Genomic DNA, 12,022 nt, shown 5'->3' on the forward strand with positions numbered 1-12,022 from the left:
ATCAGAACAAAAAAAGCCAGCGCTTGCGCTGGCTTTTTTATGTCTGCTCTATTGGTATCAGGCCACTGGCCTGGTCTGAAGTCGTGCCACCTCGGTGTTGACCGAGCCAGCCTTAAGGTTACTCCAGCTCGTTCAGCAGGCTGGTAAAGCGCTGTTCGAGGTCTTCAAAGCAGCTGCTGAACGCAGCGCATTGCCACTCGTATTCCAGTTTCTTTATCGCCGTCAAATCGGGCGATTCATCCTGCTGTGCCAGCGCCTGTTGCAGCCGCTGCATCTGATATTCCATTCGCAGGGCCTGATCTTCAATCGGGGAAGGTCGGTTAAGCGCGATTTCCAGCCGGATGCAAAGCTGTCTCAGCACCGGTTCCTGTTCGGCGACAGCTTGTTCCAGCTGTTCCGGAGCTTCGGCCAACTGGGCCAGCAGATTATAGCGCTGCTGCATCAGCGGGGCATAAGTCGCCGGCAAGGTATCAAGCTGTTGCTTTTCAGCATCCAGGCGGCTGTCCAGATCGCCGCTGTGGCCCTCAAGCAGGGCAGCTTCGATTTGCTGACACAGTTCGATTTTCTGCTCAAGCGTTCGGAATTCGCAACTCTGCAGGGAGGCCATGGCGCTCTCCTGCTGATCGATAAACGCGAGTGCGGCATCAAAGCGCTTGCTGAGCTGGTTATCGACTTCGTGGCCCTCTTTGCTCAGTTCGCCCAGCTGGCTTTTCGCCTGCAGCAGCTGCTGCTGCATCTGGGTCAGGCCGTGTGGGGTTTCCTGCAGGGTATCCAGCTGATCGCAGATGGCGTTAACCTGCTCGCGAACCGATTGTTTCTGATCCGAATGCTGGCGACGTTGCTGGTGGTAGAGGTCAAACAGCTGGTTGCAGTACTGGCGGAACTCAGACCAGAGTTTTCGTTCCTGGCTGTGGAAGGTGGCACCGGCCTGCTTCCACTGGTGCTGCAATTGCTTGGCTTCTTCGGTCGCCGCGGCCAGGTCTTCGCTGTCCAGCAATTGCCGGGCCTGCTCGACCAGCACCTGCTTGCTGTCACGGTTCTTTTCGCGAAACGCCTTGAAAGGGGTTTCCAGGCTTTGCAGTAGCTTATTAAAGCGCTCCTGCGCCTTTTTGCCCGGGGCGCGGTCCACCGGGCTGAAGTTACGCCACTCAGACTTTGCCACCTTAAGGATCTCTTCCAGGGCCTTCCAGTCAACCTGATCCCAGTCGATGCTGTTCAGGTAACCTTCAAGCTGCTGGCAGATCTCTTTACGGGCTGCAAGGTTGCGCTGGCGTAATTCACGCTGCTCGCTGAAATGATTCTCGCAGGGCTCGTAGGCGCGGTCAGATGCCGCTTTGAAGCGTTTCCAGAGCGTATGTGAGTGATGTGAGTCTGTGGAGTCCAGTTCACGCCACTGTTGCTGAAGCTGGCGGATGCGGTTGGCCCGCTGCGGCAGCAGCATCTCTGAGTCGATCAGTTGTTCCATCTCAGCACAAAGGGCTTCTTTCTTAGGCAGTACCGCGTAGCCCTGCCAGTCCTTCAGTTCCTGAAGCTGAGCCTGCAGCGATTTCACCCGGTTATCCAGCGCGCCACTGAGTCTGGCCGGCAGTTGCGGCTCGACCTGTTTGCGGATCTTGTCGGCGTTACGAATCTCACCGGCTTCGATGGCCAGAGACCACTCGGTCAGAAGCTGTTCAAGCTGTTGCTGCTGTTGTTTCTCGGCTTTTTTCAGTTCGGCCTGCTGTTGCTCCAGTCGGCCAATCAGTGCCTGCAGCTGTTTAAGAACCGAGGGCTGGGGAATCTGTGATGGCCAGTTCAGCTTGCTGTGCAGATTATTACAGCTTTTCAGCTGTTGCCGCAGGGCCTTAGGGCTGCTCTTGTCCGGGGCTGACTCGGACAGCAGTGCTTCCAGTGTCGGCTGCAGCTCTGTCAGTCGGGTTCTTGCTTCAAGGTTATTGCGGCAGTTGCTCAGCAGCTGGCTGACGGACTTGTCGCGGTTATCCAGCTCTTCTGCGCGCTGCTTCAGCGCTTTCAGCTGTGCAGTCTGCTGCTGCAGGTCGCTGGTCGGGTCGGTTGTTTCGGTCAGAAGTTGCCCGGCATCGTTGCACAGCTGTTGCTGTGCTTCTTTCAGGGCTTGTCGTTGCTGTTCCAGCTCGCGACTGGCAGCCTGCTGCGCCTGATAGCTGTCTACTTTTTGCTGGCTCAGCTCTCGGGCACGGGCGAATGTCTGTGCCTGCTCGGTGGTTGCATCGCCGGCCTGTTTGCCCCACTCCTGAATCAGTGCGTTCAGGCGGGCGGCGTATTGTGGATAATACTCAGACTGGCTCAGCTGTTCGATAGTGCTCAGCAGCTCCTGTCGGGCCTGCTGTTTGTCCTGTTGCAGCTTTTCAGCGTCGCGAAGTTGCTTCAGCTTGTCGCGCAGAATGCGATGAACACTTTTATCCTTGCCGCGCAGTTCTTTGCTGAGGCTTTCAAGCAACTCAGGGTTTTCAATCTTTTCGGCGGCTTTGCAGCGTAGCTGAACCTTATTGCTGTTCAGTAGCAGGGTGATCAGGTGTTCATCCTGATTGATCTGGTTGAGCGCGATCTCCTGCAGGCTGCTGTTATTGGCATGCAGGATAAAGCGGGTCAGGATGTCGGGCGAACTGATATTGCGAATCGCGTCCTGACGTTTGTCTTCGGTAATATCCGGACTCTTCAGGAGCAGGTCGCAGGTACGGGCAGCCGCGGTCTGGCGGTTCTCTTCAGTCTGGTCGTGGCGATAGACACGCAGTAGCAGATCCAGGCTTTCGAGACGCTCGATGGCGGCCTTACGAACCGGGGCGCTCTGATCTTCAAGGGCAATTCGTGAAATGATTTCGGTACGGTCGGGATCGCTGTCGCTCAGGCGAACGACGGCGCGAATACGCGCTTCAGGATTACTACTCTGCCACTTAGGTTTGAAGAACTGTTTCAATATAAACATAGGTACTAGCGCTGACGTCCTGCGATGGCTTTCAGGGTTTTAACCCTTTTAACTTATTGATATTGCAAGCCTAAACCCACTTTCCCCGGTGCTGCGCGTATTATTTTTATATCAGGCCGAATTGTAACATTTGAAGATTACGAAGTGGTGCTTACAGAACCACTATTCGACGGGGGCTGTAATCCTATTCAATCCAGCAATTAAGTCAATCTTGCAACATTTACGCTGAAGGTGTAGGCGCCAGATCACTCTGGCGGCCAGATCCAGCTCTTTGGCTCCGAATATGGGGCGATTATGCTGCTACTGCGGCGATAACGGCTGAGGCCGGCAGAGCAGGGCGGCGGCCGTTGGGCAGGGGCTCAGAAGCTTATATCGATATTTGCTATAGATAGCAGAAATCATACATTTAGCTGAATATTATTCAGCAGGTGTGAACTTCTACATCACCATCGACATAGACCCAGAAACCGTTTTCGCGACGAAAGTTGGACCTCTCGTGCAAAACGCCACTCTCATCACCGGCTTCATACCTGGCTTCAAACTCCACTACACCAGTGGCATCCTCTTTGTCGCCCCGATGCTTCTGGAGAATCTGCAGGCCCAGCCAGTTAGTGTATTTAACCTGTTCAGTAATGATCGCGGCGTCATCCGCGCTGCGCTTTTCAGGTGCCGTGGTCTGTATCAGGTAGTCGACTGCGCCCAGGGCAAAAGCGGTGTAACGTGAACGCATCAGCGCTTCAGCCGTCGGAGCTGGCATCTGTCCTTCGATTGCCGGTTCGCAGCAGAAGGCAAATGGCTTGGCTGATCCGCAGGGGCAGGTTTTGCTGGTGTCTAGGTTATGCAACATTGGTGATCCCTCAACCCTGAAATGTTAATCTGGTCACCTCGCAAGTATAACTGTTGTCTTCATCTATCCGCTAAGGGAAATTTATGGCTCAGGCCCCGCTTACCTTCTTCTGGCATGACTATGAAACGTCCGGAGCAGATCCGCGTCGTGATCGTCCGATGCAGTTTGCCGGCATCCGTACCGATGCTGATCTGAACATCATCGAAGAGCCGGTGATGTTCTACTGTAAACCGGCGGATGACCTGTTACCGCATCCGGACGCCTGTCTGATTACGGGCATCACGCCGCAGGATGCATTGCGTGAAGGGGTTAGCGAAGCGGAGTTTATCAGCCGGGTGCATCTGGAACTGGCGCGTCCGGGCACCTGTGGCGTCGGCTACAACAGTCTGCGCTTTGATGATGAAGTCACCCGAAACACCCTGTATCGAAATTTCTATGACCCTTATGCCCGGGAATGGCAAAACGGCTGCTCGCGCTGGGATATTATCGATATGATGCGGTTGACCCGTGCTTTACGTCCGGAAGGCATTCACTGGCCCACTTATGAGGACGGCACTCCCAGCCTGCGTCTTGAAGACCTGACCAAGGCGAATGGTATCGATCATGGCAATGCCCACGATGCCCTGTCGGATGTCTATGCCACGATTGAGATGGCGAAACTGGTACGGGATAAGCAGCCCAAGCTTTATGAGTATGTGCTGAATAACCGGGGTAAGCAGGCAATCGGCCGGATGATCGATGTGAGCACCTACAAACCGGTCTTACATGTGTCTTCGAGGTATCCTGCGGAGTGGGGTAATTGCGCCATCGTGGCACCTCTGGCCAATCACCCGACCAATCGCAATGGCGTGATCGTCTGGGACCTGCGGGAAGATCCGCGTGCCCTGCTGGATCTGCCGGTGGAGGAGATTCGTCGCCTGCTTTATACCGCGCGGGCTGATATGGCGGAGGGGGCTCCACGGATCGCCCTGAAGCAGCTGCATATCAACAAATGCCCGATCGTTGCACCGGCCGGGATGCTGAATACGGCGGAGGCACAGCGCCTCAATATCGACGGGGACATCTGTCGCACCCACCTGCAGATGCTGCGTGGCTCTGATGGCCTGCGGGAAAAGGTTGCTGAGGTCTTTAATGAAAACCGCTTTGAAGCCGATAATGATCCTGATCTGATGATCTACAGCGGCGGCTTTTTTGGCGACAGTGACCGGTCGGCTATGGAACGGATTCGAAATGCGTCGCCTGAAGAGCTGATGCAACTGGATCCGGGATTTCAGGATGCCCGGTTGGAAGAGATGCTGCTGCGCTATAAGGCACGTAACTTCCCGGCAACGCTGATTGACGAGGAGCGCGTGCAGTGGGAGGAATATCGTAAGCAGAAGCTACTGGAAGGTGGTGGTAACGGCTTCCTGACGTTTGCCAAGTACTACGAACGGCTGAATGAGCTCTATACTGACACTGATCTGAGCGCCAGGGACCGGACCATTCTGGAAGAGCTGGCGATCTATGCGGAATCAATCTATCCGATGGGAGATGAGTTTTACTGATGAAAGGCTCCGGTACCCTTTGCCTGATTCTGAGCTGTCTGAGCCCTGCGCTGTGGGCAGCTGATGCGGCGGATGAAGTACCGATTCCCTATCGTCTCACCTTGCCCGGACAGAGTGCCGAATATCGTCATGGTGCTATTGCTTATGAAGGGCTGAAGCGGGGCACCTTCGACCGTGAGGTGATGGATGAAATTCTGCCGCAGAAGATCCCTAAGAATCTGGCAACTCCGGTGGTGGTGCCTTACAAAGACCGGCCGAATGTGATCCGCACCAAAGAGGGCGAGCGAAAGATCAGGCTGACCGGAGAGGACAGGATCTTCAAGCAGATCGCTATCGATGTAATCAAGTCTCGCTGTATCCTGCTGGGCGACTGCCCGGAGGAGAAGAAGCCGGAGATGCCGCCGCGTATCGAGTTACCGATTCGGCTGCGCTAGCCTTATCGGGATTGCGGACATTAAAAAACCTGCCAGCTGGCAGGTTTTTTAATGTCCGGATCGGGTGCCGCAGCGAATCTGCCGGAGGCTCAGGCTTCCGGCATAAACTCGCCGGCGACTTTCAGGGCCTGAATATCGGCATCGCAGCGTCTGGCGATCTCTTGCTGGTCGGCCTCCGCCAGGTGTTTGTTACCGAAACTGCGAACCGTGAGCCGGCGCTGATCCATCTCGCGGAAGCTACGCTTGATATCGGCCAGCGACAGGGCCTGGACGGCTGCCGCCAGCTCTTCCCGGCTATTGAAGTTAGCCTGGTCGCGGTCGATTTCACGCCAGTAGCGTGCAGAGCGTTCGGTAAGGGTGTTCTCCCGCTTCATCACACGTGAAACCACACTCTGTTTGTAGCGCTCAAGCTGCTGCTCATCCAGCTCGTCCAGCTGAGCCTGCATACCGCTGATAAAGCCGTTGATGTGTTTTTCCAGCTCGGTTGGCGCGGCTACCGGAGACTGGACAACAAAGGCCAGTCCCGGAGCACGGCGCAGCTGAAGAGGTGTTTCGAAGACAACGTAGCCCAGCTGTTTTTCAGTGCGCAGGCGGTTATAGAACGGAGAGGCCATCAGTTCGCTCAGCAGCGCGTATTTGGCACGGGTATCGAGACTGGTATCATCGCCCTGGAAATAGACGCTGATGGCGGAGTCGTTGTGATCAACCTCCAGTGTCTGGACCAGGTTACGGGCTTTCTGCAAGCGGACGACCGGGGTCTCTTCTGCGCGGGCCGGACGGGCGCCCTCAAACAATGTGCCTGAAACCACCTGGGCCAGCTCGACCGCATCCTGCTGCTGCAGGTTGCCATGTGCCAGCAGGCGCAGCTCGGTCTCTGCCAGCAGCTGTGGTACGAAGGCTTTAAGGTCTTCCAGTGTCAGGTTTTCGGCGACGCTTAGCTTATCTTCCTCAGACCATTCCGGCAGCAGCAGCTGGAAAATCTCATTAATGGTCTGATTGTAGGGTTTGTCGCGCCGACTGTTTTTCAGGCTGCGGATATATTGCTGGCGGATGTCGGCAAAGCGCTGTTGATCAAACTCGGGCTGCTTAAGGCCGCTGATCACGTCTTGCAGCAGTCGATCGAGCTTATCGTTATAGCCAGAGATACGCACACTGAAACCGCGCAGGTGAGGGTAGATCTTACTGCTCAGCCCTGCCACATAGGCATCATAGAGCGTTTCGTTAAGCTGTTCCTGTACCATGCGGGTGTATAGCGAGGTCAGTGCCGCGTTTCTGGCGCTGGCATTGGCCTGCCTGGTCATCACGGTAAAGAAGAAATCGGCCTTCGGAATCTTGTAGGTGCTGTCCTGCTGATGCCACAGAGTGACGCCTTCAGAGCGCAGTATCACCTCCGGGCCGTCTGTCGGTTGAGACGGCGACTTCAGCGCCAGATCCTGTGCTACGAACGGATTCGCCTGGCGGGCAGCCAGTTGCTTAGCTGCGACGGTAGTGGTCAGCGAGGCGATTGCGGCCTGATCCAGCTGTTTCAGGCTGTATTTGGTGCCATACCACTCCTCCTTACGGTCGGTCTCGAGGTCACGCGCCATCAGAGTCAGCAGCATATTCTCGGGCTGAATGGCGTTCAGGTAGCTTTTGATCCCGGCCGGGTCATAGCGCTCGAAGCGGTAACCGGCGTCGATCACATGCTTATCAGGGAAGCGTTGCAGATTACGCGCCAGTGCGCCGACGTAGCGCATCGGTTCGCTGCCTTCCTGAAAGCGGAAGCGGATATCACTCAGCTGGCGTTCTTCTTCGTACAAGGCCGGGTTTACACCTTCCGCTGTGATCATCTCAACATATTCGAAGAACAGCGAGGTGACCTGCTGGTAATGTTTCATACCGGACTTGGTCAGGGCGATCTGAACCTGAAACGAGGCATCATTAATCAGATCGTGGCCGGTGGATGCGGAGAAGCCGGTGGCCCAGCCGCGGCGTTTCAATTCAGACAGCAGGCTGCCTGCACCTTCGTAGCCGATCTGGCTGCTGATGTAGAACAGCGGCTTGGTGCGCCAGTGATCGCGCACGGCGGCCACCGGGAAGGTCAGGCTCAGGCTACGCAGGTCCTTAATGGTTTTAATGTTCAGCTGTGCTGGTAACTGCTTTTTCAGGAACAGCGGCTCGCTGTTAACAAATTTCTTGGCTGAGAAGTCCGGGATATCACTGAAGCGGCTGGTGACCATCTGTTTCAGCTCTTCGGTGCTCTGCGGTCCCAGCACTACCAGTGCCATCAGGTTGGACGAGTAATAGCGTTGGTAGAACTTCAGCAGATCATCCCGTACCGCGCTGTTCTCGCGGTCGGCCAGGGTTTCCAGGCTACCGACAGAAAAGTTGCTGTAGCTGTGAGCCGGATTCAGGGCGCGTTTACTGACGGCATAGGCGCGGCGGCCATCATCCCGTAACTTTGACTGGTATTCGGAGTAAACCGCGTGACGCTCGCGATCTACCAGCTCTTCCGTAAACAGCGGATCGATAAAGAAACGTGAAAAGCGATCCAGCGCACCGGGCAGCTGCTCGGCCTTTACGTCGAAGAAATAGTTGGTGTTATCAAATGAGGTGTAGGCATTGTGGTTGCCCCCGCTGGAGCGGATAAACTCCTGATACTCGCCGGCTGTCGGGTATTTCTCCGTGCCCAGAAACAGCATATGTTCGAGGAAGTGGGCCAGTCCCTGACGACCGGCCGGGTCAGCCCCGGAACCGACCGCAACATCCATTGACGCAGCGGCTTTTTTTGCCTGGGGATCAGAAACAACCAGTACTTTCAGATTGTTTTTGAGGGAGAACGCCAGGTATTCGCGATGATCGTTCGGGCTTTTCTGCACATTGGCGTGGGCCAGTTTTGCCATAAAAAACAGCAGGCAGAGCAGCAGGTATTTCAGAGTGTTCGGTTGCTTCAGTCGGGTCATATTCAGGGGCCTCTGGGCTGAAGTGTTCCTGAGAATGTTAGCAGGGGTAAAGTTCACCATCCTAAATGAACACTCAAGAACTGTCTAATAATTATTCAGTGGTTGATTTGTTATATCTGAATCAGGGTTAGTTCTATCGATCATAAGGCTAAAAGTAAACGGTAGACCGGCTGAATGTAAAATGGTTCTGCCGGAAGTCATGGAAGATCGGCGCCGGAGTGCTAGAATCGCGCCATTGTCAGATTGCCGCTATACGTGCCGAAGGAAGGTCGCCATGAACAAAGAGAAGGTTATTTTCGCATTTTTTATCGTTCTGGCGATGACGCTGAACTTCGGTTTTTTCCTCGGGGATATCGACAATCCCGCCCATCACAATATCTATGAGTTTTTCGCTGCCATTGCCGTCAGCATGGTCTGTACCGTACTGAAGTTTGGTGACCGAACCCACCTGGGGGCATTGATGCTGGCCACCTCGCTGGTCGCGGACCTGCAGCTGGTAATCGCCGCAGCGATCTGGGGCTATGCCGAAAATGTCTCGATGGTAGGCATGACGCCGGAGCATATGTCCAGCGTGGTCTCTCTGACCGGTGGTGCGCTGATGGCAAATGTTATCTCGGTGGTCCTGTTGATGGTTGAGACCATTATGGTGCGTCGTTAACCCGGACGGGCATTGCAGTCATGATGCAGAACGATGCTATCTATCTGCTGTTGCGGCGGTTGCGTATGCCGCTCATCACGCTGATTACGGTCTATACGATTTCGATTCTGGGGTTTGTGCTGATACCGGGTATGGACGATCAGGGCCAGCCCTACCGGATGAGCTTCTTTAACGCCTTCTACTTCGTCTCCTTTATGGGGTCTACCATCGGGTTTGGTGAGATTCCCTATGCCTTTACTGCAGGCCAGCGCATGTGGGCGATGGTCTGTATCTATGGCACCGTAATCGCCTGGCTGTATGGCATCGGTGCCACCCTGGCGGCGCTGCAGGAACCGGTACTCAGTCGCGTAATGCGCCGGCGCTCGTTTGCCGCCCGGGTGCGAAAGATCGCCCAGCCGTTCTACCTGGTCTGTGGTCATGGCGTGACGGGTGGCATCGTAGTGCGCAGCCTTTCCCGGCGCGGCCTTCTCTGTGTGGTGGTGGATATTAATGATCAGCGCATCGATAACCTGGAAATGGCCGGGCTGGAGCTGCCGGTGCCGGGGCTGGTGGCTGATGCTTCGCTACCCGATGTACTGGACGATGCCGGCTTACAGCATCGTCACTGTATCGGTGTGCTGGCCCTGACCAACAGCGATCAGGTCAATCTCTCGATCGCCATCGCCAGCAAACTGCTGATGCCGGGCCGGATGGTGATCAGCCGCACCGAATCGGATATCACTACCGCCAATCTGCAATCCTTTGGTACTGATCTGGTGGTCGATCCGTTCCGGGCCTATGCCGAGTATCTCTCTCTGGCGGCCCATGCCCCTTATATGCACCTGGTCTATGACTGGCTGCTCAATCCGGTTCACCGGCCGCTGGCCAGTACTTACCAGCGAACTAAGGGGCGTTGGATTATCTGTGGGCACGGACGCTTTGGCCGCGCGCTGTACCGGGAATTCAATGAGGATGAAGTGGCGCTGACCGTCGTCGACCCGGATGCCAGTCACCTGGCACATCTGCCGCACCTGATCGAAGGGGTGGGTACAGAAGCCCGAACCCTGATTGAAGCCGGAGTGGGGGATGCCGTCGGCATTATCGCCGGTACCGGAAATGATGCCGATAACCTGTCGATTATGATGACAGCGCGTGAACTGAATCCGAAGCTGGTCACAGTGGTACGCCAGAATATCGATGCCAACAGCCTGGTGTTCAAAAATTCGCGCGCCGATTTCGTCATGGAGCCCGGGCGCATTATTGCCAATCGGATTCTGGCCCAGATAAAAACCCCGCTGCTGCCGGTATTTATCGAACAGGCGCTGCAACATGACGACGTCTGGGCGCATACCCTGCTTAACCGCATGGCCAGTATCAGCACCGATGAAGAGCTGGATAGTTGGTCATTTACCATCAGCGAAGAGAATACCCCGGCACTGTGCACCGCCATTGCAGAAGGGATGGCACCCAAGTTGTCTCTGTTCCTGAAAGATCCGCGTGACCGCAAACGAAACCTGAAGGCTTTCCCGCTGTTGATGCGGCGCCAGGGCGAGCTGTTTATGCTGCCAGGTGAGCTGCATAGTATGCAGCTGGGGGATGAGGTGCTGTTCTGCGGCCTGTCGAAGGCGTTTGGACGCAGTCAGTGGACTGTCAATAATTACAACGTACTGCAATACGTGATGACCGGTGAGGAGCGCAGCCACAATGTTCTGGCTCGTTTGCTGGATTATTACGCCAACAGGAAAAAATAGATGGCCTATCTGCTGCTGGTGTTTACGGTGCTGTTCTGGGCCGGCAACTTTGTGGTGGCCCGGGCGATGCACCTGGAACTGCCGCCGGTCACGATGGCCTTTATGCGCTGGTCACTGGCGTTCATACTTATCTCCCCCTGGCTTATTCCCCGGTTCTGGCGGTTACGCGCCGTTATCCGCCGGCATTGGAAGATTCTGGTGTTCTACGGAGTGGTCGGCGTGGCCGGGTTTAATACTCAGATCTACCTCGGTCTGCAGGACACTCAGGCCACCAATGCCACCCTGATGCAATCCTTTATTCCGATACTGATTCTGGTGATCTCTGCGCTGGGCTTGAGACAGCCGGTCTCCCGGCGGCAATGGCTGGGGGTACTGATCTCCTTTGCCGGGATCTGCTTCCTGGTGTCGAAGGGGCAGTGGCAAAACCTGGCGGCACTGACGTTTAACCCGGGCGATATATGGATTCTGGGGGCGGTGGTTGTCTGGGCTCTGTACTCTGTGGCGTTGCGCTGGAGACCGGCAGAGCTGGATGGACTGACCTTATTAGGCGTCACGGTGCTGGTGGCTGTACTTACGCTGGCACCGCTAAGCTACTATGAGCTGCGACAGGGTGCCGAGATTCACTGGAGCCAGGGCAGTATCGCGACCATCCTCTATATGGCTCTGTTTCCGTCCATACTGTCGTATATCTTCTGGAATAAAGGAGTGGAGCAGCTGGGTGCCCCCGTGGCCGGCCTCTTTATACATTTACTGCCGGTGTTTGGCCTCATACTCTCAGCTTTACTGCTGGGTGAGCAGATCTATGCTTTCCATTTATATGGGGTCGCTTTAATATTCACAGGCATCTATCTGGCGTTGATCGCCGATGCACTGAAGATTCTGCGACGACACCGATAACCATAAACGCAGATATCTGTTCCAAA

General features: G+C 55.5%; 8 protein-coding genes. 5 read left to right on the forward strand and 3 right to left on the reverse strand.

What is annotated here, in order from left to right:
* Positions 1-118 precede the first annotated feature (118 nt).
* Positions 119-2,944 (reverse strand): DUF349 domain-containing protein, encoded by a 2,826-nt coding sequence (locus tag Q354_RS0102005; RefSeq protein WP_027856155.1) that lies wholly within the window; start codon positions 2,942-2,944, stop codon positions 119-121.
* Between the two features lie 421 nt (positions 2,945-3,365).
* Positions 3,366-3,791 (reverse strand): YchJ family protein, encoded by a 426-nt coding sequence (locus Q354_RS0102010; RefSeq protein WP_027856156.1) that lies wholly within the window; start codon positions 3,789-3,791, stop codon positions 3,366-3,368.
* Positions 3,792-3,874: 83 nt separating this feature from the next.
* Here Q354_RS0102010 and sbcB point away from each other — a divergent pair, with 83 nt between their 5' ends.
* Positions 3,875-5,335, forward strand: coding sequence for an exodeoxyribonuclease I (gene sbcB, locus Q354_RS0102015; RefSeq protein ID WP_027856157.1), 1,461 nt, complete (start codon positions 3,875-3,877; stop codon positions 5,333-5,335).
* Entirely contained in the window at positions 5,335-5,769 is a 435-nt protein-coding gene (locus tag Q354_RS0102020; protein ID WP_027856158.1) for a hypothetical protein, read from the forward strand. The genes sbcB and Q354_RS0102020 overlap by 1 nt, the downstream gene beginning before the upstream one ends.
* Positions 5,770-5,858: 89 nt before the next feature.
* On the opposite strand, the gene Q354_RS0102025 is transcribed toward Q354_RS0102020, so the two are convergent.
* The gene (locus tag Q354_RS0102025; RefSeq protein WP_051559815.1) at positions 5,859-8,711 is read right to left on the reverse strand and encodes an insulinase family protein; all 2,853 of its coding nucleotides are present in this window, start codon (positions 8,709-8,711) and stop codon (positions 5,859-5,861) included.
* 274 nt (positions 8,712-8,985) lie between these two features.
* Between Q354_RS0102025 and Q354_RS0102030 the strand changes: the two genes are divergently transcribed.
* Genes Q354_RS0102030 through Q354_RS0102040 form a run of 3 tightly spaced genes read left to right on the forward strand, consistent with a single transcriptional unit; the run spans position 8,986 to position 11,996 of the window.
* Entirely contained in the window at positions 8,986-9,369 is a 384-nt protein-coding gene (locus Q354_RS0102030; RefSeq protein WP_027856160.1) for a DUF6394 family protein, read from the forward strand.
* Positions 9,370-9,389: 20 nt separating this feature from the next.
* Positions 9,390-11,099: a potassium channel family protein gene (locus tag Q354_RS0102035; protein ID WP_245600967.1), complete on the forward strand. Its 1,710-nt coding sequence runs from the start codon at positions 9,390-9,392 to the stop codon at positions 11,097-11,099.
* The gene (locus Q354_RS0102040; protein ID WP_027856162.1) at positions 11,100-11,996 is read left to right on the forward strand and encodes a DMT family transporter; all 897 of its coding nucleotides are present in this window, start codon (positions 11,100-11,102) and stop codon (positions 11,994-11,996) included.
* The last annotated feature ends 26 nt before the right edge of the window (positions 11,997-12,022 follow it).

The sequence above is a fragment of the Marinobacterium jannaschii DSM 6295 genome, assembly GCF_000620085.1.
In the GTDB taxonomy this organism is placed as follows: Bacteria; Pseudomonadota; Gammaproteobacteria; order Pseudomonadales; family Balneatricaceae; genus Pontibacterium; species Pontibacterium jannaschii.

Excerpts from the sequence above, each read along its gene's own strand:
- Q354_RS0102005 (WP_027856155.1), bottom strand. The coding sequence starts at position 2,944 with ATGTTTATATTGAAACAGTTCTTCAAACCTAAGTGGCAGAGTAGTAAT.
- Q354_RS0102010 (WP_027856156.1), bottom strand. The coding sequence starts at position 3,791 with ATGTTGCATAACCTAGACACCAGCAAAACCTGCCCCTGCGGATCAGCC.
- sbcB (WP_027856157.1), top strand. The coding sequence starts at position 3,875 with ATGGCTCAGGCCCCGCTTACCTTCTTCTGGCATGACTATGAAACGTCC.
- Q354_RS0102020 (WP_027856158.1), top strand. The coding sequence starts at position 5,335 with ATGAAAGGCTCCGGTACCCTTTGCCTGATTCTGAGCTGTCTGAGCCCT.
- Q354_RS0102025 (WP_051559815.1), bottom strand. The coding sequence starts at position 8,711 with ATGACCCGACTGAAGCAACCGAACACTCTGAAATACCTGCTGCTCTGC.
- Q354_RS0102030 (WP_027856160.1), top strand. The coding sequence starts at position 8,986 with ATGAACAAAGAGAAGGTTATTTTCGCATTTTTTATCGTTCTGGCGATG.
- Q354_RS0102035 (WP_245600967.1), top strand. The coding sequence starts at position 9,390 with ATGATGCAGAACGATGCTATCTATCTGCTGTTGCGGCGGTTGCGTATG.
- Q354_RS0102040 (WP_027856162.1), top strand. The coding sequence starts at position 11,100 with ATGGCCTATCTGCTGCTGGTGTTTACGGTGCTGTTCTGGGCCGGCAAC.